The 25,314-nt window shown below is 62.0% G+C and carries 26 protein-coding genes; 12 read left to right on the top strand and 14 right to left on the bottom strand.

Features of this window, described 5'->3' with window-relative positions:
* Positions 1-198 precede the first annotated feature (198 nt).
* The 6 genes from CGZ66_RS00005 to CGZ66_RS00030 all read left to right on the top strand — a co-directional run bounded on the left by CGZ66_RS00005 (position 199) and on the right by CGZ66_RS00030 (position 8,782).
* Complete coding sequence (locus CGZ66_RS00005) at positions 199-1,410, top strand: HlyD family secretion protein (RefSeq protein ID WP_245330940.1); 1,212 nt, start codon at positions 199-201, stop codon at positions 1,408-1,410.
* Between the two features lie 69 nt (positions 1,411-1,479).
* Complete coding sequence (locus tag CGZ66_RS00010) at positions 1,480-3,093, top strand: MDR family MFS transporter (protein ID WP_095080271.1); 1,614 nt, start codon at positions 1,480-1,482, stop codon at positions 3,091-3,093.
* Positions 3,094-3,428: 335 nt separating this feature from the next.
* A complete protein-coding gene (locus tag CGZ66_RS00015) occupies positions 3,429-7,043 on the top strand; it encodes a PAS domain-containing protein (protein WP_095080277.1) in 3,615 nt (1,204 codons plus the stop codon).
* Between the two features lie 17 nt (positions 7,044-7,060).
* On the top strand, positions 7,061-7,702 hold the full coding sequence (locus tag CGZ66_RS00020) for a response regulator transcription factor (protein ID WP_095081014.1): 642 nt from the start codon (positions 7,061-7,063) through the stop codon (positions 7,700-7,702).
* A gap of 2 nt (positions 7,703-7,704) precedes the next feature.
* Positions 7,705-8,094 carry a response regulator gene (locus CGZ66_RS00025; RefSeq protein ID WP_206073640.1) on the top strand — a complete coding sequence of 130 codons (390 nt, stop codon included), beginning with the start codon at positions 7,705-7,707 and terminating at the stop codon, positions 8,092-8,094.
* Positions 8,084-8,782 carry a response regulator transcription factor gene (locus tag CGZ66_RS00030; RefSeq protein ID WP_095080284.1) on the top strand — a complete coding sequence of 233 codons (699 nt, stop codon included), beginning with the start codon at positions 8,084-8,086 and terminating at the stop codon, positions 8,780-8,782. The genes CGZ66_RS00025 and CGZ66_RS00030 overlap by 11 nt, the downstream gene beginning before the upstream one ends.
* A 120-nt stretch (positions 8,783-8,902) precedes the next feature.
* Here CGZ66_RS00030 and CGZ66_RS00035 read toward each other — a convergent pair whose 3' ends face one another.
* The 6 genes from CGZ66_RS00035 to CGZ66_RS00060 form a co-directional block, all read right to left on the bottom strand.
* The gene (locus CGZ66_RS00035) at positions 8,903-9,553 is read right to left on the bottom strand and encodes an HD domain-containing protein (RefSeq protein ID WP_095081016.1); all 651 of its coding nucleotides are present in this window, start codon (positions 9,551-9,553) and stop codon (positions 8,903-8,905) included.
* A 59-nt stretch (positions 9,554-9,612) separates the two neighbouring features.
* Positions 9,613-10,071: a carboxymuconolactone decarboxylase family protein gene (locus CGZ66_RS00040; protein WP_095080287.1), complete on the bottom strand. Its 459-nt coding sequence runs from the start codon at positions 10,069-10,071 to the stop codon at positions 9,613-9,615.
* Between the two features lie 88 nt (positions 10,072-10,159).
* Positions 10,160-10,597, bottom strand: coding sequence for a CBS domain-containing protein (locus tag CGZ66_RS00045; protein ID WP_095080300.1), 438 nt, complete (start codon positions 10,595-10,597; stop codon positions 10,160-10,162).
* Positions 10,598-10,640: 43 nt separating this feature from the next.
* Positions 10,641-11,057, bottom strand: coding sequence for a cupin domain-containing protein (locus CGZ66_RS00050; protein ID WP_095080302.1), 417 nt, complete (start codon positions 11,055-11,057; stop codon positions 10,641-10,643).
* 89 nt (positions 11,058-11,146) lie between these two features.
* On the bottom strand, positions 11,147-12,130 hold the full coding sequence (locus tag CGZ66_RS00055; protein ID WP_095080304.1) for an alpha/beta fold hydrolase: 984 nt from the start codon (positions 12,128-12,130) through the stop codon (positions 11,147-11,149).
* A gap of 72 nt (positions 12,131-12,202) precedes the next feature.
* Positions 12,203-12,961, bottom strand: coding sequence for an SDR family oxidoreductase (locus CGZ66_RS00060; protein WP_095080305.1), 759 nt, complete (start codon positions 12,959-12,961; stop codon positions 12,203-12,205).
* Between the two features lie 417 nt (positions 12,962-13,378).
* On the opposite strand from CGZ66_RS00060, the gene CGZ66_RS00065 reads away from it, so the two are divergent.
* A complete protein-coding gene (locus CGZ66_RS00065; RefSeq protein ID WP_245330941.1) occupies positions 13,379-14,164 on the top strand; it encodes a sensor histidine kinase in 786 nt (261 codons plus the stop codon).
* 77 nt (positions 14,165-14,241) lie between these two features.
* Here CGZ66_RS00065 and CGZ66_RS00070 read toward each other — a convergent pair whose 3' ends face one another.
* The 7 genes from CGZ66_RS00070 to CGZ66_RS00100 all read right to left on the bottom strand — a co-directional run bounded on the left by CGZ66_RS00070 (position 14,242) and on the right by CGZ66_RS00100 (position 19,989).
* Complete coding sequence (locus CGZ66_RS00070; protein ID WP_095080309.1) at positions 14,242-15,318, bottom strand: class I SAM-dependent methyltransferase; 1,077 nt, start codon at positions 15,316-15,318, stop codon at positions 14,242-14,244.
* Positions 15,319-15,578: 260 nt separating this feature from the next.
* Complete coding sequence (locus CGZ66_RS00075; protein ID WP_095080311.1) at positions 15,579-16,286, bottom strand: NAD(P)H-dependent oxidoreductase; 708 nt, start codon at positions 16,284-16,286, stop codon at positions 15,579-15,581.
* A 26-nt stretch (positions 16,287-16,312) separates the two neighbouring features.
* Positions 16,313-16,789: a DoxX family protein gene (locus CGZ66_RS00080; protein WP_095081017.1), complete on the bottom strand. Its 477-nt coding sequence runs from the start codon at positions 16,787-16,789 to the stop codon at positions 16,313-16,315.
* 11 nt (positions 16,790-16,800) lie between these two features.
* Positions 16,801-17,586 carry an HvfC/BufC N-terminal domain-containing protein gene (locus CGZ66_RS00085; protein WP_095080313.1) on the bottom strand — a complete coding sequence of 262 codons (786 nt, stop codon included), beginning with the start codon at positions 17,584-17,586 and terminating at the stop codon, positions 16,801-16,803.
* Positions 17,573-18,598 carry an MNIO family bufferin maturase gene (bufB, locus tag CGZ66_RS00090; RefSeq protein WP_245330942.1) on the bottom strand — a complete coding sequence of 342 codons (1,026 nt, stop codon included), beginning with the start codon at positions 18,596-18,598 and terminating at the stop codon, positions 17,573-17,575. The genes CGZ66_RS00085 and bufB overlap by 14 nt, the downstream gene beginning before the upstream one ends.
* A 42-nt stretch (positions 18,599-18,640) precedes the next feature.
* Positions 18,641-18,910: a BufA1 family periplasmic bufferin-type metallophore gene (locus tag CGZ66_RS00095; RefSeq protein WP_095081018.1), complete on the bottom strand. Its 270-nt coding sequence runs from the start codon at positions 18,908-18,910 to the stop codon at positions 18,641-18,643.
* A gap of 233 nt (positions 18,911-19,143) precedes the next feature.
* The gene (locus CGZ66_RS00100; RefSeq protein WP_095080318.1) at positions 19,144-19,989 is read right to left on the bottom strand and encodes a patatin-like phospholipase family protein; all 846 of its coding nucleotides are present in this window, start codon (positions 19,987-19,989) and stop codon (positions 19,144-19,146) included.
* A 228-nt stretch (positions 19,990-20,217) separates the two neighbouring features.
* On the opposite strand from CGZ66_RS00100, the gene CGZ66_RS00105 reads away from it, so the two are divergent.
* From CGZ66_RS00105 to CGZ66_RS00125, 5 genes are all read left to right on the top strand, one after another.
* Positions 20,218-20,487 (top strand): hypothetical protein, encoded by a 270-nt coding sequence (locus CGZ66_RS00105; protein ID WP_095081019.1) that lies wholly within the window; start codon positions 20,218-20,220, stop codon positions 20,485-20,487.
* Positions 20,488-20,702: 215 nt separating this feature from the next.
* Positions 20,703-21,614 (top strand): LysR family transcriptional regulator, encoded by a 912-nt coding sequence (locus tag CGZ66_RS00110; protein WP_095080320.1) that lies wholly within the window; start codon positions 20,703-20,705, stop codon positions 21,612-21,614.
* A 191-nt stretch (positions 21,615-21,805) separates the two neighbouring features.
* Positions 21,806-22,288, top strand: coding sequence for a cupin domain-containing protein (locus tag CGZ66_RS00115; RefSeq protein WP_095080322.1), 483 nt, complete (start codon positions 21,806-21,808; stop codon positions 22,286-22,288).
* A 92-nt stretch (positions 22,289-22,380) separates the two neighbouring features.
* Entirely contained in the window at positions 22,381-23,583 is a 1,203-nt protein-coding gene (locus CGZ66_RS00120; RefSeq protein ID WP_095080324.1) for an MFS transporter, read from the top strand.
* A 45-nt stretch (positions 23,584-23,628) separates the two neighbouring features.
* Positions 23,629-24,090 carry a DUF302 domain-containing protein gene (locus tag CGZ66_RS00125; protein WP_095080326.1) on the top strand — a complete coding sequence of 154 codons (462 nt, stop codon included), beginning with the start codon at positions 23,629-23,631 and terminating at the stop codon, positions 24,088-24,090.
* A gap of 64 nt (positions 24,091-24,154) precedes the next feature.
* Here the strand turns inward: CGZ66_RS00125 and CGZ66_RS00130 are convergent, their stop codons facing one another.
* On the bottom strand, positions 24,155-25,066 hold the full coding sequence (locus CGZ66_RS00130) for a LysR family transcriptional regulator (RefSeq protein WP_095080328.1): 912 nt from the start codon (positions 25,064-25,066) through the stop codon (positions 24,155-24,157).
* Positions 25,067-25,314 lie beyond the last annotated feature (248 nt).

Consider the following 25,314-nt stretch of genomic DNA (forward strand, 5'->3'; position numbering starts at 1 on the left):
TCCCCATGTTAGTTGGCGGGCCTGCGCGTTCGTGATTGCGGAAACCGAGTCACTGCTACCGAGGTGTCAGAAATCCTAGACGTTCGGACGAAGCAAGCTAGCCCGACACCTGATCGACCTGCAGCGCCTTTCCACAATAACTTGATCAGGGCCATCCGCGTTTGGAGGCCTACTGTACAAGATCGTCTGGAGGACGAGATGTCCGAGATGCCCGCCACCAAGAGCTTCGCCGACCCAACCGACGAGGCCGCACCAGCTGAGCAACCTGCTTCCCCTGTCGTGTGGCCCGCGCAGTCTCCGTCCGAGCAGCACCGCTTGCTGCCGGTTCCCGCCGCGGTCACCCCTGAGGAGGTCATCGCGCCGGAACCCAAGCGACGCTCCAAGCGCATCGTGGTTGCGCTCGCGCTCATGGCTGGCACGGCGGCAGCCGGCTACTGGGGCTACGATTACTGGACGAACGGTCAATATCTGGAATCGACCGACGACGCCTATGTAAAGGCCGACTCCACGACAGTCGCGCCGAAAATCTCAGGCTACATCGCCGAGGTGCTGGTCCGTGACAACCAAAACGTCACGGCGGGACAGGTTCTCGCGCGCATAGACGACCGCGACTTCCGCGCCGCACTTTCTCAAGCCGAGGCCGAGGTCAAGGCGGCCGAGGCGACCGTGCGCAATCTCGATGCGCAGATCGCGCTGCAGCAATCACTGATCGAGCAGGCAAAGGCGACGGTCGCCGCGACGCAGGCCTCGCTGAGGTTCGCCACGGCCGACGCCGACCGTTACGCCACGCTGGCCAAGAGTGGCACTGGGACAGCCCAGAAGGCCGAGGCCAGCCGCGCCGAGGCGGACCAGTTCACCGCCGGGCTGGCGCGCGACCGAGCTTCGGTCGTGGCGGCTGAGACCAGGATTGATGTTCTCGCCACCGAACGCGACAAGGCGCTTGCGCAGGTGGACCGTGCGGAGGCCGCCGGCGAGCAGGCCAGGCTCAATCTTTCCTATGCGACCATCACTGCGCCGGTCGACGGTACCGTCGGCGCGCGCACGCTTAGAGTTGGCCAGTATGTCGGGGCCGGCACGCAGCTGATGGCGGTGGTGCCGCTGAATGCCGTCTATGTCGTCGCCAACTTCAAGGAGACGCAGCTCACCTACGTACGCGATGGCCAGCCGGTGCGCGTCGCCATTGACGGCTTGCCCGGCGTCGAGCTGACGGGCTACGTCGACAGCCTGTCGCCGGCGAGCGGCCTGGAATTCGCACTGCTGCCGCCCGACAACGCCACAGGCAACTTCACCAAGATCGTGCAACGCATCCCGGTGAAGATTGTGGTCGATGATCACGATCTCACGGGGTTGTTGAGGCCGGGCATGTCGGTCGAGCCGACTATCGATACCAGAGGGACGGCGGGCGGATAATCCCCCGACGCTCTCGACCATCGGCATCGGTTTTTCGGCCATCCTCCCTGCACTTACGGAGTTGCAGCCATGACCGCAATCGTCTCGTCCATCCCCGCTCCGGCCGATACCGCCTGGAACCCGACCGGGGCTGCTGGTGCCGCCACCTCGCCTCGCGTCTGGGTGGCGGTGGTTGGCTCTACACTCGGCGCTTTCATGGCCGTGCTGAACATCCAAATCGTCAACGCCTCGCTTGCCGACATCCAGGGCGCCATCGGCGCCGGCATCGATGACGGTGGCTGGATCTCGACCGCATATCTCATCGCCGAGATTGTTGTGATTCCGCTGACGGGCTGGCTGTCGCAGGTCTTCTCGCTGCGCAACTACCTGATCGCCAACGCGGTGCTGTTCCTTGCCTTTTCGGTCGCCTGTGCATTCGCCGCCAACCTCGGGCAGATGATCGTGTTGCGGGCGATCCAGGGCTTCACCGGCGGCGTGCTGATTCCCATGGCCTTCACCATTATCATCTCGCTGCTGCCCAAGGCCAGGCAGCCGATTGGGTTGGCGCTGTTCGCACTGTCGGCCACCTTCGCGCCGGCGATCGGACCGACCATCGGCGGCTACCTCACCGAGAACTGGGGCTGGCAATACATCTTCTACGTCAATCTGGTGCCCGGCGCGCTGATGATCGGCATGCTGTGGTTCTCGCTCGACCGCACCCCGATGCAGCTTACTCTGCTTGGCAAGGGCGACTGGCGGGGTATCGTGACCATGGCCGTCGGGCTTGCCGCGCTGCAGACGGTGCTCGAGGAAGGCAACCAGGACGACTGGTTCGGCTCGCCTTTCATCCTGCGGCTGGCCATCGTCGCGGCCTTGTCGCTCTCGCTATTCGTCTGGATCGAACTCACTTCGAGCCATCCGCTGCTCAACCTGAGACTGCTCGTGCGTCGCAATTTCGGCTTCGGCATCCTGGCCAATTTCCTGCTGGGAACAGCGCTCTACGGCTCGGTCTTCATCCTGCCAGTCTATCTCTCGCGCATCCAAGGTTACAATGCCGAGCAGATCGGCATGGTGCTCGCATGGACCGGCCTGCCACAGCTCGTGCTAATCCCGCTGGTTCCGAGCCTGATGCAGCGCTTCGACGTGCGCCTTGTGATCGCGGCCGGCTTTGCACTCTTCGCCGCCTCGAACTTCATGAACGTGCACATGACCGCCGGCTACGCCAGCGACCAATTGTTCTGGCCGAACATCGTGCGCGCCATCGGCCAGGCGCTGGTTTTCGCGCCGCTCTCGGCGATCGCCACATCAGGCATCGAGAAGGAGCACGCCGGCTCAGCATCGGCTTTGTTCAACATGACCCGCAACCTAGGCGGCGCCGTCGGCATCGCGCTGCTGCAGACCTTCCTCACCAAGCGCGAGCAGTACCATTCGAACGTGCTGGTGCAGTCGGTCTCGCTGTTTGAAGAGGCAACGCGTTCCCGCGTCGAAAGGCTCACCGCCTACTTCCTGTCGCATGGCGTCAGCGACCACGCGCTCGCCGCGCACAAAGGGGTGATCGCGATTGCACTGAGAGTCCGACAGCAGGCCTACATCATGGCCTTCAGCGACACGTTCTTCCTGCTTGGGATCGCCCTGGTGATCGCGCTCGCGGCCACTCTGCTCCTGAAGAAGCCCAGCCATATCGAAAGCGGCGGCGTGCACTGAACCACGCTGGCCGAACCGACCAATAGGCCGGACACGACTGAGCGGACGCGTAAAGGCATGCACTCTCTTCCGTGAGATGAGCACGGGGCTTCGCGCCCTCGCCAACAGGGAGCGGAGTGCATCCAATCGGGCAGTTTAGGAGGCGTCAACTCAAGAGGTTAGGTGGGGTATGCCATTCAGCTCGTCTCGCCTAATGGATTTCCATAATGTGCGGCTGGGGCGTGGTGGGATTACGGTGGGGCATGAGTTCGCCTGCCCGGATCCAGACACCAAGCACAAGTGCTATACGCAGCACTGACAGTTCCGATGCTTTGCTTGTCCTGGAGGAGCAGCCAATGATGTACATCTGGTCGCATCGCCCTCAATTTTTGCACCTGGGGCTTTTTTTTGCGGCATATGTCCTGGGCTGCGGATTCGCTCAGTTGCTTGCAATCGTGCCTGGAACAGGTATTTCCATCTGGCCCCCGAGCGGGCTTTTCATCGCTACGCTTGTCCTCGCCTCCAGGCCCAGCTGGCCGTGGTGGGTAGCGGCGGGCTGTCTGGCCGAACTGTTCAGCAATTTCCTGTGGTTCCACAGTCCGCTGCCTGCGGCCTTCCTGATCTATGCCGGCAACGCACTTGAAGCGGTGGTCGGGGCATGGCTGGTGAACCTGACCTGCAGGCGGCCGGTCCGGCTGGAAAGCTTGCAGGAAGTTCTCGCGTTCGTGGTATTGGCCGCCGGCATCGCGCCTGTCGCAAGCGCGACGGTCGGAAGTGCCACCCTTGCGTGGTTTGGCATGCAATCGCAAACTTTCACGGCGGCTTGGCCGCTATTCTGGATCGGCGACGCCACAGGGGTCCTGATCGTCGCGCCCCTGGCGCTGGTCGTGTTCCAGAACTGGCGTGACGTGACTCAGCTCTCGAAAGCGCGTTGGTTGGAAGTCTGCATCCTGGGGCTGATCTTTCTTGGCGTTGCAACCCTTTCACTCAGCGGTTACCTGCCCTTCGCCTACATAATCATGCCGCCTCTGCTCTGGGCCGCAGTGCGCTTCGAGTTCAAAGGCGCCGCCGTCGCCTTGATCCTCCTCGCGCTGATCACGGCGGTATTCACGATATCCGGTGCCAGCCAATTTGCAGGCGATCCCGAATCTCTGAAGCAAAAGCAGATCATGCTGCAGTTGTTTCTGGCCATTTCGGCATTCTCGGCGCTCATCGTTGCCGCCATATCTCAGCAGCACCAGATGGCGCTGCGTACATTGCGCCAAAGCGAGCGCCAACTTCAGCGGATGATCGATGCACTCCCGGTCCGCGTGTGGAGCGCTACGTCAACGGGCCAGGCTTTGTACTTCAACAAGCGTTACCAGGACCATTTCCGCGCCGTTATCCCGACCTTTGATGCTTCCCAGTCCCCACGTATCGAGACATTGGTGCAGGAACTGACTCATCCGGAGGACGCTCCCGAGGTGCAGCGGACGCTGTGGAACTGCTTCGCAACCGGCAACGCCTCCACGATGCGGTTTCGTTGGCGTGAGAAGGATGGCGACTACCGGTGGGCGGAATGCCGGGTAGAACCTCGGTGTGACGAGGACGGAGCGGTTGCCGAATGGTACGGCGTTTCCCTCGACATCGACGACGAGGTGCGCGCGCAGGCGGCGTTGCGTGAGCGTGAGCGTGAGCTGTCACTGCTGGTCGACATGGTCCCGGTTAACATTGGTCGTATGGCGCCTGACGGCGAGCCGACCTTCTTCAGCAAGCGTACGCTGGAATCTATCGGCCTTGATGACGTTGCGGCTTTGGATAAGCCAGGAATGAGCCGCGTGGCGGCGATGATAGGGGCAACCGTCCATCCGGAGGATGGACCCCGTATGAGGGAGGTACTTGGCCGCGCCCTCGCAACCGGCGAACCCTACACCATGAAGTATCGCCGACGCCGCGCAGACGGCGTGTATCGCTGGATGGAGGGCCGCGCGGAGCCGCTGCGGAATCAAGCAGGAACGATCGTGCAATGGTACGTGGCTGCCATGGACATCGACGATGAGGTGCGCGCGCAGGAGGCATTGCGCGACCGGGAGCGGGAACTCGCGCAACTCGTGGATATGGTTCCGAGCCTGCTTTGGCGGCTGAGTTCGGAGGGCGAGCCGACCTTCTTCAACAAGCGGTTAAAGAATTTTCTAGGTCTGGACATAGGGGATGCAGGCAAGCCTGGCATGATCCGGCTGGCGGCTGTCATAGAGACGGCCGTTCATCCCGATGATGCTGCAGGCCTGACGGAAGCGCTCAACCATTGCTTCGTCACCGGCGAGCGATTCTTCAGGAAGTATCGCCTGCGGCGCGCGGATGGCGTCTACCGCTGGGTGGAGGGTAGCGCGGAGCCGCTACGAGATGAGGGCGGACGTATCCTGGAATGGTACGGGCTCACGCATGACGTCCACGATCAGCTGCTTGTCGAGGAGGCGCTTCGCCGGAGCGAGCGACAGCTGCAGCAGCTCATCGACACCGTGCCAGTGCAGATGTGGTGCGTCTCGCCGAGCGGGGAGCCAGCCTACATCAACAAAACCATGGTGGATTATATAGGTCTGAAGCTGGAAGATTTTGATGCTGAGGGCGGATTGCCAAGTGCAATTGAAACGATCGTCCATCCGGATGACAAGGCCGCGTTGCTGGGCGCCTTGACCCATTCCTTCAGCACGGGCGAACCGTTCGAGCTGAAGTTTCGCAACCGCCGATGGGATGGCTCATACCGATGGACGGAGGGGCACGCGGATCCACTCCGCGACGAGAACGGTCGCATTATCCGGTGGTACGGCGCCAACGTTGATATCCATGATCATGTGACATCTCAGGAGGCATTGCTCGAGAGAGAACGCTTCCTCTGGCAGCTCGTCGAAACGCTGCCGGCGATGATTGATTGCGCCGCGCCGGATGGCGAACCGGTTTATCGCAGCCAGCAACTCCGCGAGTTTCTCGGATACGATCTTGAAGAATTGGACGGGACAGGAATGACCCGGCTGGCCGGCACGCTCGACGCCGGCGTTCATCCCGACGATGTGGCGGGGGTCAAGGAGAGATACGCCCATTCGCTAGCCACTGGCGAGCCGTATGCGCGGAGGCATCGTCTGCGGCGTTTCGACGGCGAATATCGCTGGGTCGAGACGCGCGCCGCGCCGATGCGCAACGCCGAAGGCGCCATTGTGCAGTGGAACGTGATCTGCCTGGACATCGACAGCGAGGTGCGGGTGCAGGAACAACTGCGCCTCGCCCAGGAGAACCTTGCGCGTCAGACCCAAGCGGCCAGCCTGGCCGAGCTCTCCGCGTCGATCGCGCACGAGGTGAACCAGCCCTTGGCGGCCGTTATGGCAAACTCGCACGCATGCCAGCGTTGGCTCACGGCTGACCCCCCGAATATCGAGCGCGCGCAGAAAACGGTGGAGCGCGTCATCCGGGACGCGAACGCAGCGGCGGATGTCGTCAGCCACATCCGCGCCTTGTTCAAACAATCCGTAAAAACTCAGAGGACCGACACAGCGCTGTCTAGCGTCATTGCCGAGGCGCTGGATCTCATGGCGGAGGAGGCGGGGCGGCATCGTGTCCGCATCAATACCGACGTCGAACGCGATCTTCCGCTTCTGGTGCTCGATCGCGTCCAGATCCAGCAGGTCCTGGTCAATCTCATGCGCAACGGTATGGACGCGATGGACTCTGTTGCGGGCGACAGAGTCCTTGGCGTGCGCGTGCGCCGACTGGGCGGTCTGGTCCAGACCGAGATCAGTGATCGAGGGCACGGCGTCGAGTTTCCGGAGAGAATATTCGAGCCGTTCTTCACGACGAAAGGGCACGGGATGGGTATGGGGCTGGCGATCTGCCGTTCGATTGTCGAGTCCCACGCTGGCCGACTGTGGGTGGAGACGAACAAACCGCAGGGAACAACGTTCCTCTTCACGTTGCCGATTACAGCGGAAGCGGCGCGATGACGACCGAAGACCATGCCATGACGACCGAAGACCATATTGTCTACATCGTCGATGACGATGAACGCATTCGCGAGGCGCTCAGCGAACTCCTGGAGTCGCACGACATACACGCTATCGCGTTCGCATCGGCCGGTGATTATGTCGGCGTCGACAAGCCGGACGTGCCGGCCTGCCTCATCCTCGATGTCGAATTGCCGGATATTAACGGCCTCGAGCTGCAGAGGCAGATCGCCGAGGGGGATCATCCGCCGATCGTTTTCATAACAGGGCACGGCGACATCCCGTCATCCGTGCGCGCGATCAAGCGCGGCGCCGTGGACTTCCTGACCAAGCCTTTCAGTGATGCGGACCTCATGGCCGCAATCCATGCGGCGATTGCCCAGGATCAGGCAAATAGGTCAGAGCGCGCCGAGCTTGGCGTGCTGAGGCAACGCTATCTCGACCTGACGCCGCGCGAACGCGACGTGCTGCCGCTGGTGGTGAGTGGCTTGCTCAATAAGCAGGCCGCCGCCGAACTGGGGATCAGGGAGGTCACGCTGGAAATCCATAGAAGGAACGTCATGCAGAAAATGGTGGCGGCGTCGCTCGCCGATCTCGTGCGTATCGCGGAGCGATTGGAAATACCGATCACCCACTCGCGCCGGGCGGGAAGGAGCTGAGCGTGAGCAACGTCAGGCCCGTTGTGGCGGTTGTCGACGACGATCCACGGCTGATCGAGTCGCTGGAGGAGCTTCTGGAGTCCGCCGGCTATGTGCCCCGCAGCTTCTCATCGGCGCAACAGTTGCTTGTCAGCGGTCTGTCGGGCCTGGACGTGCTCATCACCGACATCGGGATGCCTGGCATGGACGGCTTTGAACTTCGTGACCTCGTGAAGAAGGCGCGTCCGGAGCTGCCGGTGTTCCTGATCACAGGCCGCCACGAGATAGCCGATCAGGACCGCGCGCAGGGCATCAGCGGATTTTTCCGCAAGCCCTTCGATGGCCAAGCCCTGCTTGCGGTGGTCGGCGAAGCCTTGCGCAATCAAGAAATGGAGGACGATCATGACAGGTGAGCAGCCGCTTGCGCGGAGATCGGCACCGCTATCACAGCAACGGGACACGGAGCAGCCGCTCGTCATCATTGTCGATGACGATGCCTCTGTTCGTGAGGGGCTGTCCGAGTTGATCCTGTCGGCGGGCTTGCAGTCGATCTGCTTTGCATCAACCCGCGAATTCCTCGACGCCGACGTATTGGACGGCCCCGGATGCTTGATCCTCGACGTGCGCATGCCAGGAGCGAGCGGGCTCGACCTGCAGCATCGTCTGGCCCAAAGCGGCAACCCCAAGCCAATCATCTTTCTGACCGGGCATGGCGATATTCCAATGACTGTCCAGGCGATGAAGGCCGGCGCCGTCGACTTTCTCACCAAGCCGGCACGCGACCAAACCCTGCTTGACGCGGTGATTGCGGGGATTGCGATGGACGCAGCTCGGCGGGCGGATGCAGTCGTCGTCAAGCGCAATGTCGAACGCCACGAGACGCTGACGCCACGCGAACGTCAGGTCTTGCGCGAAGTCGCGCATGGACGGGTCAACAAACAGATCGCATTCGACCTCGGAATCAGCGAGATCACCGTCAAGCTCCACCGCGGCAATGTGATGCGCAAGATGGAGGTCGCGTCCATCGGCGAACTGATCCGGGCATGGGAAACATTGCCGGCTACGATACGCGATACCAGCGCGGCCAGGCCTTCGGCTTGATCCCACGCTCATGCGTGTGATGACCAAGCGCGGAAGAGGGACCCGTCGCCGGCGCAGAGCCGGAAGCCGCATTCGTCGGGCAGGGCGAACCAAAAGCGGCCGCTCTGAGATACGAGGGCCTTATTCCTCAAAGGGCGCGTTCGCCACGGCATCGACGGAAGAGGGCGCCCGGTATCCCGGCACGAAGCGTTCGCCAAAGTCCCGGGCGAAGTTGTCGTAGGTGGTTTCCGGGTGCGTCTGGGCGATATGACAGATGCACCGCGTCATGCGCCGCTTCATCTCGAGCCGCGGGAACTCACCTACGATCCGGGAGATTTCCGCCGCAGGGATGGTCTCGTACTTGAGTCCAACAACATCCAGGCAGATGCCGGCAGTACAAAGGGCTACCTCCGCCTCCTTGTAAAGGCCGATCGACGGGGTCGAGTTGAGGGCCACGCTGTCCCAGATGAGCTGTGCCCGGCGCTCGTCGACACCGCCTTGTCGCGAGAAGGTCCTGGCCAGATCCGCACCTTCGACTTCGAAACGGCGCGGACCGTCAAAACGCTCGTTGAGCGTGATGTCATGCAACAAGGTTCCGACCGCGACGACTTCCGCGTCGTGGTCGATGTTGCTGAGTTGTCCAAGCCGTGCCGCAAACAACCAGGAGCGGACGACGTGATTGAAGAGATAGGGCTCGCATTCTCTGCGCGCATATTCGAGAGCCTGCTGCACGAGTGGGGTATCGGGTACCGAGACCCCTGCAAGTATCCGGCTGGTGGTGGTTCCGTTCATCTCGAATTGTCTCCTCAAGGTATTGCGACCGGTTTCGCCGGCCCGCGTCGGCATCGGTTTCAAGCTGCGGCCCGCATGCGATCCGCGGGATGCTGCAGGCGAAAGCCGATCGCCAGCCTGTTCCAGCCGTTGATCGTAGCGACGCCGATCGACAGCGCGACGAGTTCATCTTCCGAGAAGGCCTTCCGGGCTTCCTCGTAGACAGCGTCGGGCGCATGGGTTTCAGATATCCGGGTGAGGGCTTCCGCCCAGGCAAGAGCGGCCCGTTCGCGTTCCGTGTAGAGGGCAGACTCACGCCAAGCGTCGAGCAGCAGCAGCCGGTCGTCGGCCTCGCCCAGCTTGATGGCGTCTTGCCGATGCATGTGCAGGCAATGCGCGCAGCCGTTCATTTGCGACACCCGCAACTTCACGAGTTCGAGCAGCTTTGGGTCGAAGCTGTTGGCAAGCCAGCTCTCGACGGCGACGAGACCCTCGATGCCGCCGTTCTTGCGGGCCAGGAAATTCAGACGCTTGGTCATGTGAGACTCCATAATGTCGGTTGATGGGTTGAGTTTCTCGCGGGGGCGCCGACGCTGTTTCGTCGGCGCCGACTGCTGACGATCGCGGTTAGCGATAGCCGACACCGGCGACGTAGTTGGAGAGGATCTGATCCTGGATCTCTTCCTGTTCGAACAGAGCTTTCATCGCGTCGCGTATGTCGAGAACACCGATAGGCCGGGCGCCTGCGTCGACCACGGGCATGTTCTGCAGGTTGGTGGCAGCCATTGTCTGCCACACCTCATGCAGATCATCCTCCGGCGTGCACGAAACGATCTGTCTGCTCATCAGGGCTGAAACTGGCGGCACTGACGTCGCCGAACTGACGAGATGGCGGACGAGGTCAGATTTGCTCAGCACGCCTTCGGCGCCGCCGTTGCCATTGCAGACCACGACAAGACCGATGCCGGGCCTGGAAAGCGAAAGGGCGGCCGCTTGCACCGTGGCATTGACGTCGATCACGGCAAGGCGCGGCGACGTCAAGGCATGCAGTTTGTCGATAAGCATTGCAGCCGTCCTCCATGTTCAAACCGATCCGGGATGCTCGACCTCAGTCGTCGTTGTATGTGGTCAGCTCCGTTTCACTGGTGTCGACGACGAAAACAGCCAGAAGCTTGGCGGGTTCGGTCGCACTGGCATTTTCGCTGACGCCGTGACGGTCGCCCGGAAATTCGGAGAAGCTTTCGCCGGCGCGATATGTCGTGACCGGCCCGTCATTGACCTGGCTGCGGATTGCGCCTTCGAGAACCGTCGCAAAGATGAACGCGGATTTTGGATGCGTATGTCCAGCAGAAGTGCCGCCCGGTTCGTATTCGACGAGCACGGCGCGCATGCTCTTGCCCGGCACGTTCGGCAGCGTGTGGTCGTAGATCAGCGTGGCCTTGTCGCCATGGGAATCATGGGCGAGCGCCGGGACCGTGACGAGACTGGTTGTGATAGCGGCGGTGCAGAGGATTGTTCTGATCATTGTCGTGACTCCGGTTGGGTGTGTGATGGGGGATCGCCGGCCGGGGAGGGACGACCGGCGATCGGGCTCGCGCCAGGTACGGCGCTAGTCTATGAGCTAATGAATGCCATCAGCTCGGCGTTGACCTGGTCCTGATGCGTGGCGGTGATGCCGTGCGGCGCGCCCGGATAGTAGATGTCCCTGGCACCCTTGATCAGCTTTGCCGACTTCCGCGCCGAGTCCTTAACCGGCACGATCTGATCGTCTTCCCCGTGCAGGACCAGCGTCGGGACATCGAATTTCTTGAGGTCCTCGGTGAAGTCCGTCTCTGAGAATGCCTTGACGCTCTCATAGGCGTTCTTTGCGCCGGCCTGCATGCTCCACAACCAGAACTGGTCCAACGTGCCCTGCGAGACCTTGGCGCCTGGCCGGTTGGCGCCGTAGAAGGCGAGCGCCAGGTCCTTGTAGTATTGCGACCGATCGCCCGCGACGCCGGCACGGATGCCGTCAAAGACTTCCATCGGCAGGCCTTCAGGGTTGGCCTCGGTCTTCAGCATGATCGGCGGAACGGCAGCAATGAGAACCGCCTTGGCGACCCGGCCGGTTCCGTGCCGACCGATGTAGCGGGCGACCTCGCCGCCGCCAGTGGAGTGACCCACTAGCGTGGCGTCCTTGAGGTCTAGTGTTTCGATGACGGAAGCGAGATCATCGGCATAGCCGTTCATGTCGTTGCCGGAGGAAGCCTGGCTCGACCGGCCGTGCCCGCGCCGGTCGTGTGCGACAACGCGGAACCCGTTCTGCGCGAGGAAGAGCATCTGGCCATCCCAGGCGTCGGCATTCAGCGGCCAGCCGTGAGAGAAGGTGACGACCGGGCCTGTGCCCCAGTCCTTATAGTAGATTTCCGTGCCGTCCTTGGTGGTGATCGTGCTCATGGTCGTTGATCCTTTGGTTGAGGTGGAAGAGGGAAGGTTTCGCTTCCCTTCCGCCTGTGCGGTCGCGGCCCGTGACAGGCCGACCGCAACCGTTGCGGCAAGGGCGCCTAACAACACATCGCGGCGCGATGCTTGGGTGTGGGAAGGAAGGTGCTCTTTCATTGTTTGCTCCTTCGTGTTTCAAGCTCGAGGCCCGCGCGACATCCGGCGACGCGCGGCCACGGGTGGAGCCGCTCAATGCGGCTGAGGCGAGGCGTGGTTGAACCAGTCTTCGAAGCGCTTGGCGCCGATCCGCGGGTGATCGCCGGGGACGAGCGACCGGTCGTCCAGCTCCGTGCCGAAATAGAGGGCGTCAGGATCCGCATTCACCTTGCGCGGATCGTTCGTCGCCTTCAGAAACTGCGCGACTAGGTCGCTCATGCGAACCGGCGCGGGGCCGGCGATCTCGATCACGCCGTTGACAGGCGGCGAAAGCGCCACATCGGTCATGATGTCGGCGACGTCGTCAGAAGCGATCGGCTGAAAATAGGCAGACGGAACCGTTGCAATATTTCCCACCGTTCCCGACTGCGCGATGCCGCCCAGGAACTCGAAAAACTGCGTCGAGTGAACAATGGTGTAGGGGATGCCGGAGCCCCGGATCAGCTTTTCCTGAGCCATTTTGGCGCGCATATATCCGCTCTTGGGCAGACGCTCGGCCCCCACGATCGAAAGCGCGATGTGGTGTTTCACGCCAGCCCGCTTTTCCGCGGCGAGCAGGTTTCGGCCGGACGTCTCGAAGAACTCCAGGACAGCCTTGTCCTCGAAGGATGGGGAATTCGCCAGATCGATGACGACCTGCGCTCCCGTAAGCGCTTCGGTCAATCCTTCGCCTGTGATCGTATTGACACCCGAGTTTGGCGACGCAGCGAGCACTTCATGGCCCTTCTTGCGCAGCCTCTCGACCGTCTTCGAGCCGATGAGGCCGGTTCCGCCTATCACGACGATTTTCATGGTCGAACCTCCTTGTTCGCATTCTAGGGATTGGGTTGTCTGCTTGAGCGGCCTTCCAGCCGGCACATCACGCTGCCTTCGCGGCAAACAATGCGACGGAGACGCCGGCCAAACTATCGAACGGAAGCATCTGTCGTTTGATGCGAAGGTCTAGTACCGATGCTTTCAGAGACGGGGGGATTCTAGTCAGTATGGGACGAGGGGCAGTGCCAGTGCATTGGTCGAACGGACCATCGGCGTAGCTGGTCGATCCTCCCGCACACATCGAGCCGCCTCCCGGGGAGCTTGCGGTAGGCCATCCTATCCGGCTGCGCGCGTCGTCCTGATCCTCGACCCAATCGACCGTGGGTGCCTGCCCACATAATGTTTTCGGCACGACCACAGCAGTTTCGCGCCCGGGGATTGGAGGGACGTCAATTGTCACGCGCAGAAGCAAGACCAGGCACGATTGGCGACAATGGCTTTGATAGGAAGGCCGAAGTTGCGCTGCACGCCAGCCGTACGGAGCAGCCGACCGCCGGCATCGTTCATGACCTGGGCAATCTCATTCAGGTCGCATCATCAGCGCTGAACCGCGTCGCGCGGGACCCAAGCGTCTCAATGGCTCCAGCCCTTGAGCCCGTGATCGCCAGTGCCAGGACGGCGCTGCAACGCGCTGGCGCGCTCGTCCGAGATACAATGGGCAGAGCCTTGGAGGCTCCCAAAGAAATCGAACACACGGACTTGAGCAGCTGCCTGGCTGAGGTCGAAACTCTCATCCGAAGCGCATGGGAGCTGCAGATCCGGCTCGAGGTCCGTGTCGGATCCGATTTGCCTCCCGCGATATGCGATCGTTTGGGCCTGCAGAACGCGGTCCTGAATCTCGTGTTCAATGCGCGCGACGCGATGCCCGAGGGCGGCTCGATCTCGATAGACGCCGCATTGGCGGATAAAGGCCATGGCGCCCTTGTCGAGCTCCGCGTCGCAGACACCGGTATCGGCATGACCCAGGAAACCATGGCTCGCGCCTTTGATCCTTTCTTCACCACGAAGTGCCAAGGCCTGGGCGGTATCGGCTTGCCGATGGTGAAGCATTTCGCCGAGCAGTACGACGGCAGTGTCGAAATCGACAGCGCGCTCGGGTCAGGCACAACCGTAATCTTGCGGTTGCCCGCGGCGCCGGCGCGAGCGGACGGCCGGCCACAGCTGCAACCGAATAGCTGAGGATCCTCACATGAACCCAGCGGTCACCGAAAATGCCTCGCAACATCGCTCCGAGCTGCCGATTGCCGATGGCATGCTTAGCGGCGTGCCTCGAGGACCATATTGAACGGTGTCTCGGTGGCGCGGCGGAACCGCTTGAACCCGCCGCCAGATACGACCTTGCGCAGCCTTGCCTCGCCGGCCTGTGCGCCGAGCCCCAGCCCAACCTCCTGCGACAGCGAGGCAGGCGTGCAGATGAAGGTCGAGGCGGCGTAGTAGATGCGGCCGACCGGATTGAGGTTCGCCGAAAGCTGGTCGTTGGCGAAGGGCTCGACGATCATCCAGGTGCCGTCCGGCTTCAGTGCCTTGTGCACATGTTTGGCCGCGCCTTCCGGATCGCCCATGTCGTGCAGGCAGTCGAAGAAGGCGACAAGATCATAGGTGCCGGGGAAATCCTTGGCCGGCGCCACCTCGAAGCTGGTGTTGCCGGCAACACCGGCCTCCTTCGCCGCGGCCCGGGCGCGCTCGATCGACGGGGCGTGATAGTCGAAGCCGGTGAAGCGCGAGTTCGGGAAGGCCTTGGCCATCAGCACGGTCGAGGCGCCGTGGCCGCATCCGACATCGGCGACGTCTATGCCGCGCTCCAGCTTCTCGACGACACCGTCGAGCGCCGGCAGCCAGGAGCCGATCAGATTGGCGTTGTAGCCCGGCCGGAAGAAACGTTCGGTGCCGCGGAACAGGCAAGCGCTGTGATCGTGCCAGCCGAGCCCCTTGCCGGAGCGGAAGGCCTGCCTGACCTTCTCCTCATCCAGCCACAGCGTCGAGACCACCTCGAACGCGCCGGCCATGAAGGCCGGGCTGTCCTCGTTGACGAAGACCTGCTCCTGCTCGGGGCTGAGGTAGAAGCTGTCGCCGGCCTCGTCATATTCGACATAGCCGGCTGCCGCCTGCGCCGAGAGCCATTCGCGGACCAGCCGTTCCTGCGTGCCGGTCCTTTTGGCGAGCTGGCCGGAGGTCATCTTGCCGCCCTCGCTCATGGCCGAGAACAGGCCAAGCCTGTCTCCCAGCAGTACCGCCGCTCCGGTGGTGATGGCGCCGAGATCGCCGACCATCTTTCCCAGCAGAGCTTCCAGTTTTTCCTGATTGGGCTGATTGTCCTTGTTGCGCTCCAGCATCGGCTTTCTCCTCCAACTCGATCCCAAACGCTTGCCACGGGCGACAAGCCTGCTCCCGTCACCAGGATGGCCTCGCCGTAACAGTCCATTGTTCGCCCCGTGGCGACCAACTGTTACAACTTCACAGCAACGTGATCGCTGCCTGAAAATTCTCAGCGAGAGCAGGACCTCAAATCGTCGGTGCATCAGAGCAAACCTGCTAGCCCAGGAACCGCGGTCGGCGTGTGGCGTCCGGACCAGTAAGCTGAACAGTGCTTCTCTCACGCCGATTTCAAGACATGGGCGTCGTCGAAGTCCGCGAGCTTCGGATAAGCGATAGTGGGGGCATGCGCGAGGCTGAGGACGCGTTCACGGTAACGATCGAGGCAGGCCCGGCGTTCGCCGTCGCTGACGCGCGCTGGTGTGTGCACAAGGCACGGCTCGATCACCGTGAAGCCGACAAAGTAGAGCATGCCGTGGTTGATCGGGAACAGGATTGCGTCGATCGGGCCGTTCAGTCCTCGGCTCGAATAGATCGGCGGCGGTCCGCCGATTGTGACGGAACACATCGCGCGCTTTCCCGCGAAGACGCCGCGATCATACCATTTGCCGCCACCATAGATCTTGCCACCCGACGCGAACACTCGGTCAACCCAGCCCTTGAGGATCGCCGGCAGCCCGAACCACCAGAGCGGAAACTGCAGGATCAAGACGTCGCACCAGAAAAGCTTGTCCATCTCCGCCTGGATGTCTGGAGCAAATCCGTCGTGGGCGGCCGCATTCGCCTCCTCAGCCTGCTGGCGGTAGTAGGTCGCGTCGCGCACGGTCGTGAAGTTGCGGCGATCTGATACTGGATTGAAGCCCATGGCGTAGAGATCGGAAACAACGACCTCGTGTCCCGCCGCAGACAACGCCCCCTGCGCCGCGCTGGTCAGGGCGCCATTGAAGCTGTTGGGCTCGGGGTGGGCGTGAACGATGAAGACGCGCACCGTGCTGTTCCCACTCGATCGAAATGTTAATTTTTCGATGCCGAAAAGGTCCGCTCGGCGATATGGTCAAGCGAGAAGACGCCAGCCCCGCGCGTCAGCACAAGCAGCAGCAGCGACGCCCACAGCAGGTGCTCTGCCCAGTTTTCCGGATAAACGAAGATCTGGATGACAGACACGACGCCGAGCAGCATCAGCGCTGCAAGGCGCGAAAACAGCCCGAGGAAAATCAACACCGAGCCCGTGAGTTCTGCGGCCGTCGCGAGCGGCGCCGCGATCGACGGATCGATGAACGGCAGATTGTATTCATTGGCAAACAGCTGCAGCGTGACCGGCCAGGATGCCAGTTTCGACTGCGCAGATTGCCAGAAGACATGTCCGACCGCGACGCGGGCCGCGAGCTGGATCAGCGAAAATGGAATGCGTTCGGGCAGCTTGATGATGCGCCGGCAGACGCCGACCAAGCCGCTCGGGCCGGTCGAGGGATGATCTGAAATTGCGGTCATGACTGTCTCCATCAGTTTGAGAGGGAATGCATGGTGATGCGCACGTTTGTGACGAGCCCGTCAGCGAACAGGCGCACGAGCGCGCGCACGGGTTCGAAGTTCGGTTCGAGCGCAAGCGCGCGGCTTGCACCATGCTCGAGGCCGAGGCCGTGCTTGAGAGAATGCCGGAAGGCGAAGTCTGCTCGGTCGAGGAGAATTAGGCGGACGCTGTTCCCGGTCCGCCACAACGCCACGCGTTCCGGACGTCTCGCCCAGGTGCAATGCCGATCGACTGTTGTGCCCCGCTGGTGCGCCGTCCACACCGACAGAATCGACCAGTGTGAAACGATCAGCCTGAGCGATGGCTGCAGCAGGATATCGGGTGAAGGTCCCAGGTCGATTTTGTCATAGTCGGCAAGGCTGCGGGCTGGCAGCGAAGCCGTATCGAGTGCCTCGGCGATGGCCCATTCGAGCCGCGCCGTTTCAGCGACGATCGGCATGTCGGACAGCGTGTCGATCGTCTTCAGGAAGCGCGGGAAGCCGGCGCCGTAGCGCGACAGCCGCGTCTCCACCGGCGGATGGCGTCGGATGAATTCGCTCGCCACGAAACGGAAGAAGCGTTCGTCGACCATGCGCACGGTGACGGGAAAGACCGCCATCAACACCGCAGTGAGCGAACTGCGCGTGTTGTTCTGGTAGATGCGCAGGCGGGCCAATGGATCGGCCTTGCCGGCGGTCAGCATTTTCGCGGAGACCATTGGTTCGATGGCAAGCACCGAGCGCGCCATGGTGGTCTGCAGGTTTTCAAGCGGCAACATCGTATCCTCCTTCCATTGGCGTCAACGCTACCGGTATGGTTGCTCCGGCTTTTGCGGCAGCGAATGCTGCCAGCACTGGCATGCTGGTCCCCCCGCTTTCGAAGCGCGTGAGGGACATCGGTCGGGGTTTGGCTGTTTCAGCGTGTCTCGCAGCCTGCTTGCGGTTGAACATGATCGAAGCGGTGAGCATGTCGGCCCACATGGCTTCGCCAAGCAACACGTCGAGAACCGGAACGTCGGTATCCCATTCGATCAGGGTGGGGCGGGGTCCGAGCCAGCTAATGGCGTGCTGATAGAGAGACCAGACGACCGGCGGGACCCGCGAGCCGTGATCGTCGATGAGCACTGTGTCGGCTCCGACCTGATTGGTCGCATGGCCGGCAAGATGGATTTCGCCGATCGCTTCAGCCGGCAGCGCATCGATGAAGGCTTTGGCGTCATATTGCAAATTGTGTGCCGAGACCTGGACGTTGTTGACGTCCAGCAGCAGACCGCAACCGGTCCGCGCCACGAGTTCGGCCAGGAATTCAGCCTCGTTCATAGAGGAGTCGGCAAAGGCGACATAGGCGGACAGATTTTCGATCAGCACCTGACGCTTCAGCGTATCCTGGACGGTCGCGACATTGCGCGCCACGATCGCCAGCGCCTCTTCATCATAGCGTAGCGGCAGCAGATCGTTGAGATAGGCGCCGTCGGCGACGCTCCAGGCGAGGTGCTCGGAAACAAGATCGGGCTGGAAGCGCTCGCAGACCTTGCGCAACCGCTCGAGATGATGGCGATCCAATCCTCGCGCGCTGCCCAGCGACAGGCCGACACCATGCACCGACAACGGATAGGTCTGGCGCAACTGTTCCAGCGCCTCGACGCCGGCGCCGTCTCCCATGTAGTTCTCGGCATGAACCTCGAGCCAGCCTGCGGAAGGCCTTCGGGTCAGCATCTCGCCGATATGAGGGGAACGAAGACCGATGCCCGCGGTTGCGGGGATCGCGAGAGCTTGAAACACACGGGACATCGGTCTGCTCCTTTCAAGAGGTTGGCTTGGAGTCTGGATGGTTCAGGCTTTCGGCTTGTCGCTGCCGCCGGCAATCTTGGCGCAGCTGCCGGCGGGCACGTAGAGCCATGAATCCGGCTGGTTGTCGGCGGTGGCCGTGCCGGCGCAGGAATGCGTCGCGGTCTGACAGTCGTTCTGGCCGGCCTTGACGACGCCGTAGCATTTCTCAAAGGCGAAGCCGGGCTTGGCAGCGGGGCCGCTATAGGCCGCCGTCGCGGCGAGCGAAGTGGCGGCAGCGAGGGCCGATCCGATGAGGGTCTTGGTGTTGATCACAGTCGTGTCTCCTGGTTGCGTTTCGAGGGAAAGACTGGCCTTGCGGCCTGTCTGCAAGCAGTGTCCCCGATCAGGCCGCTGAGCTGAAATGCTGTCTCGGCATGGATTTGATACGCGGCCACTATGTTGAGAGGCCGCACGCAAAAAGCCCTCCGGCGGGGGCACCGGAGGGCTTGGCACCTGCATTCGGGAGCCGAAACAGGCGCGGCCAGGCGGGAGGGAGGCGCCTAGATCTATTGAGTTCCGCGGTCGAAGGCCGGGGGGTCCTCCGCCACGGAATGCTCTGCCAAAAGCCAGTCCCCGGCACGTTCGCGTCCTCGGTCACGCATGTCGGTCAGTTCACCCCAGTCGGTCCAGGGCCTTGTGAACAGTGCTGCGCCGGCGCGGTATTGGCTGTCGAAGATGACGTGGGTTGCGGCGGGCTTCATCGCACAATGGCTGGCGGCGAGGCGGCGACCCGCGCATGGCGTCATGAACAGTGCCGGCTTGCCGGTGACCACCAGCTGATGTCCGGTATCTAACGGCAGGGCCGGCGAAGCCGAAAGGCCACCGTCGCCCCAATAGGTGTCGCCGTCGATCTCGACGGCCGGGAAGAGGAACGGGATCGTGGCGGCCGCCAGGATCGCGTCGATCGACAACTGATCGCCGGCGAAAATCTTCACCGTATCGGTGCGGGCATTGGAGGCCAGGATGCTCAACTGCAGCGGGCGGTCCTTGTTGCGGATTACCGCAATATCGATCGATTGTTCCAGGATCGATCTCAGGGGGCTTGCGGCATCGGCGGCAAAAATCGATGCGTGGCTGACGCGTCGCCAGAAGTTGGTGAGCGCCGTCCGCGCGCCGCGCCGGCCGCCCAATGCCAGACCATAGGCCAGGACCGCGGCCTCCATTGCACCGAAGCCGGACGCGGTGATGTTGCCGATGGAAAGGCTGGGGTCGTCAAGCAAGCGGTCGAGGACGCCCCAAACGAAGGCGCCGTGCGCGTCGCTTGCCAGGACAATGTCCACGACCCCCCGGTCATCGACTGCAGGTCTTGCAATGACAGCTTGGTCGGTTTCGGTTCCGGTCTGGATATGCATGTTTCAGTCTCCATCCCAAAACGCCAGACTGGGCGTTTGATGGAAAGACTGCCGCAACTCCTTCCGCTTGCGAAATGCCAAGGTGGCATGAACTCCATAGGCAGATTGCATTGGTTGCCATCACGCGCGCGTCGCAACATTTAGTCGGCAAGCGAAGATTCCGGGATTTTGCCCTGGACCAGCATCGAGACGGCCGCCGGAGAGCGTTCAGCGCACAAGGAGCAAGTCATGAGAATACGCATCGCGTACCTAGGGGCGATTGCCCTCGCTCCTATTGCCGGAGCGACTTCGGCTGACGCCTTCAGCGACCTGTCGGCCACCTTTCACACAGACGCCGCGATGAAGACGATGAAATCGGATGCCGACTTCAAAGCAGCCTGGGACGCTATGTCGACGGACAGGCAGGATGCCATGAAGAAGGAATGCAACGACGCAGCGCCGAGCAAGCCTCATGCAGAATTCTGCGTGAAGATGCATCTGCTCGGCGGCAACAGTTGAACATCACGCCGCTTCCAGATCAGACCCGAGCGCGATGGCGTTCAAGTTGTTCGCCATCGTCTCCTATGTCCCAGCAAAGCTACAAAGGCGCCAACCTGCGTCAGCCCATGACGATATGCTATGAACTTCATAGCGGCGGTGCATTGGAACGAGGATGTCGTTTGCGGCAAGGTTTGGTTTAGCAAAAAAGACCATACGCAACGGGGACAATCGGCATGGACATTCATCACATCCGCTATTTCCTTGCCGTGTGCGAGACACGAAACTTCACGCGGGGCGGTGAAAAGTGCAACGTTACCCAGCCGGCGTTGTCACGCGCCATCCAGCAGCTGGAAGACGAGGTCGGCGGCCTGCTGTTTCGCCGCGAGCGAAACCTGACTCACCTGACCGACCTGGGCGCGCTGCTGCGCCCCCGGTTTCAACAGATCCTCGACGAACTGACCGGAGTGCGACAGGAGGCGTCGAGATTCTTGTGCCTGGAAAATGCCAACCTCAAGGTCGGCGTCATGTGCACCATCGGTCCGCGCCGCTTCACCGGCCTGTTGGCCGATTTCAACAGGCGCCAGCAGGGCATTCAGCTGCAGCTGGTGGAAGGTGTGCCGACCTCACTTTCGCAACTGCTCGAGTCCGGAGAAATCGACGTCGCCATCATGGCGTCCAGCAACAGTTTTCCGGAACGGTTCGATGTCACGCCGCTCTATCGCGAGCGCTTCGTCCTGGCCTTTCCAAACGGCCATCGGTTGGCCCGCAACGACAATGTCGCCATCTCCGAACTCGACGGCGAGAATTATCTGCGGCGACTGAACTGCGAGTATCGCGATCACCTCGCCGGCCTGTGCAATGACCGTGGCGTGAAGCTCAGGATCTCCTATGCGAGCGAACGCGAGGACTGGATCCAGAACATGGTTTCAGGCGGCCTCGGGATCTGCTTCATCCCGGAGTTCAGCGCGGTGATCCCTGGCTTGCAGGTCAGGCCGGTCATCGACCCCGAGGTCTGGCGGGAAGTGTCTCTGGTGGTCGTGGCGGGGCGCAGGTTTTCACCGGCGGCATCGGCCTTCGTCAACAGCGTCAAGGCGCATGGCTGGCCTGAGAGCGCCCTCGCTCAAACGATCCGCACCGCTGCCTGAAGCAAATCAAATAATTCCAGCGCCGCACGACAGGACCTGTCGTGCGCCTTTCGTTCGCCGTGATGTCCGACCATAGTTTTCGGGTATCGAATTGAGAGCCAGTCAGCATTTCTCTTTGTTCGCCGCACCCATCACTCTCCATTCCATGCCCCGCCTCCCGCGTTTGGGCACCGACAAAGGAGAAATACTAGATGGCTACCAAGAAACTCAACTTTGCGTTGGCAATCGGCTTGCTGTCCGCAGCCGCTGCATTTTCCGCTGCGCCGGCCTTCGCCGGGGACTGCCCTGCCGGCCAGGCCGCCACGACCGACATCCAGGAACACCCCAGCAAGCCGGTCGGCGTGACCGACACGGTTCTCTCGGCGATCGATCTCAGCAGCAAGGGCGAAGCGTGGAAAGGCAATATGCTGCGCCTGCGCAAGCTCGTCGTTCAGCCGGGCGGTGTCGTGCCGTGGCATGAGCACAATGTCCGCCCCGCCAACATTCTGATCGTCGAAGGCTCGATCACCGAATATCGCAGCACCTGCAAGGTCGGCATCGAACATCCGGCTGGCGACGTGACAGCCGAATTCGGCCAGCTCGCCCATTGGTGGAAGAACAACGGCAAGGTTCCCGCCGTGCTCTATTCCGCCGACGTCCTGCCTCCTGCGATGCACGACGACCACATGATGTGAGCCGCCCATCGCGGTGAACAGATCCCGGAATTAGCAACCAAAGCGCGTCCTCAGGCGGTCCGCCCGGGGACGTGCGGCCACGGAGTCCTGTCATGACTACCACTGAACAAACCGAACCGACGCGGCTCCGCAGGGTTGCCGCAGACAGCTGGCGCTTCGGCCTGATTGCCCTGATCGCGTTTCTCACGCTTGTCGATCTGTTCGCCACTCAGGCCATCCTGCCTTCGCTGGTGATAAAATTCGGCGTCAGCCGCGCGACAATGGGTTTTGCCGTCAACGCCAGCACGTTCGGCATGGCTGTGGCCGGGATCGCCGTGGCGCTTTTCGGCAGAAACCTCGATCGGCGCAACGGCATCTGGATCAGCCTTGCGGTGCTGGCAATCCCGACGACATTGCTTTCGCAGACCGACAGTATCGTGGTCTTCGCCATGCTGCGTGTCGTCCAGGGCTTGTGCATGTCGACGGCGTTCACGCTGACGATGGCCTACCTCGCGGAACACTTTTCATCGAGGCAGACGACCAGTGCACTTGCTGCCTATGTGACCGGCAATGTCGCCAGCAATTTTTTCGGACGGCTGATGTCGGCCGCCGTGGCCGGCACGTTTGGCATCTCCACCAACTTCCTGACTTTCGCCGCGCTCAATCTGATTGGCGCGGCCCTTGTCTGGCTCACCCTGCAAAAGACATCGGCAATGATGCGCGCTGACGCCAAGAACGAGCCTGCCCGCACCGCATGGAAGGGCCCGTTGATGAACGTCGAGTTGCGTGCCTGCTTCACCATCGGCTTCCTGATCCTCTTTGTCTTCATAGGCACCTTCACCTATGTGAACTTCCAGCTCGTCGCCGCGCCGCTGTCGCTGTCGCCCATGGCGTTGGGGCTGGTTTATTTCGTCTTCCTGCCCTCGATGCTGACGACACCACTCGCAGGGCGGGTTGCTGCCGGGCTCGGGCCAAGGATCGGGATCGGCGCAACGCTTGCATTGGCCATCCTGGGTTTGCTTCTGCTTCTGGCAAGCAGCCTGCCGGTGGTCCTTTCAGGAATGGCGCTGGTCGCCATCGGCACCTTCCTGGCGCAGGCAATCGCCACCGGGCATGTCAGCCGGACCGCGTCGCGCGACCGCGCCGCCGCGAGCGGCATCTACCTCGCCTCCTACTATGCGGGCGGGCTCATCGGCAGCTTCGTCATCGGACAGGTCTACGACCGGATTGGCTGGACCGCATGCGTGGCTGTGCTGGCCGCAGTCATCGCTTGCGCCATCGCGGTGGCGCGCGTGCTGCAAACGCCAAAGACCTGAGACTTCAAAGACCAAAACCAGGCAATCCAACCAAAGGAGACTGACATGAAAAGCTATGTGAAGACCATGATAGGCGCCGCCATGATGATGGCCGTCGTCGCCCCTGCTGCCGCTTCGGACGGTGTCGTCACCGTGAAGAGCGACTATTCCGTCGCCGAAACCGTCGCCCGCATCAAGAAGGATGTTCTCAAAAAGGGCATCAAGTTCTTCGGCGTCATCGACCAGGCAAGGCTTGGCAAGAATGCCGGCAACGACGTCAAGCCGTCGCGGCTGGTGATGTTCGGCAATCCGGCTCTCGGCACGACCTTCATCACCTCCAATCCCGAGGCCGGTCTCGACTGGCCCGTTCGCGTCCTGGTCTACCAGACCGCGGACGGAACGGTTTACGCCGCCTACAGCGATTTCGACTGGATCGCCAAGCGGCATGGCATCACCGACCGCGAGGCGCAGTTCAAGATGGCGACCGAAGTCATCCAGTCCGTGACCTCGACGATCAAGAAGAACTGAGTACGGATGATGTGAAGGAGATCCGTCGCCGGGCATGCGAGGCAGCCTGCTGCTCGCGACGAGGTTATTCAGCGGCGGACAACGCCTTTGCCCGCTCGCCGAACCACCGCTTCTGCGTGGCCTCACGCACCAGCGCGCCAACTGCCGGCGAATGCCTGCGGCCACGCACGGTGACGAGATTGACCTCGCGCCAGAATTCCGGCTCGGTGATCGGCAAGGGCACCACGCCCGGGTGCTTGGCGGTGTGTTCGGGCATGAAACCGAAGCCAAGCCCGGCAGCGATCATTGCCAGTGTCCAATCGTCACGATCGCTCCAGTAGACAGGGCTGACGGTGACGCCCTGTTCGGAGAGAATGGCATCGGCATAGCCGGCAAACTCGCAATTGTTGCGGTGGATATAGCTTTCATTGCTCATATCCTTCACCCGCACGCTGCGCTGGTTGGCGAGGCGATGGTTCAGATGGACGGCCATCACCATCTGCTCCTGAAAGAGTGGTAGCGAGTGCACGTCCTCGTCGGGCACGTTCGAAGGCAAGGCGTAGATGGCGGCCTCGAGATCGCCTTCGAGCAGCCGTCGCCGCAAGCTCTTGGCGTCTGAATCGCAAAGGTGAAGCTCCACGCCGGGGTGATGCGACCGGACGGCAGCGATGAGCTCAATGATTTCGTCTGGCGCAATCGTGCTCATGATGCCGACCTTGAGCGGCGTCTTCTTCAGATGCACATATTGCTCGGCAATCTGCTTTGCCTGGCGGGAGTTCTCGAAGACACCCTCGAGATAGGTCTCCACCATGCGACCGAGCTCGGTGAGATGGGTGAAGCGGCGCTCGCGGTGGAAAAGCGCCCCGCCGAATTCATCCTCGAGCAGCTTGATTGCGCGCGACAGCGCCGGCTGCGTGACGTTGCACTGCTCGGCAGCCCTGGTGAAATTCAGCTCCTTGGCAACGGCCAAGAAATATCTGACCTGGCTGATCTCCACGGCAACTCCCCTCGGCGGGCGGGCATATGCCGCACGACCCGTGTTGCGGCGCGATCTTACTAGCTGCCCCTACGTCAAACAACCCGGCCTGGAGATCTACATCGTCGCGGCAGCGATCAGACCGTCGGCTATCGAATCCATGTCTCAACGGCATTTCCGTCGCCTGCCGCTGCTGGCCATACTTGATCCAGAATTTCAAACCGGGGCGCGTGCAGGCCCGTTGCCCGCAGCCATTGCTCGATGGTTTT

Origin of the sequence: Mesorhizobium sophorae, from assembly GCF_002270415.1 — a bacterium.
Lineage (GTDB): Bacteria > Pseudomonadota > Alphaproteobacteria > Rhizobiales > Rhizobiaceae > Mesorhizobium > Mesorhizobium sophorae.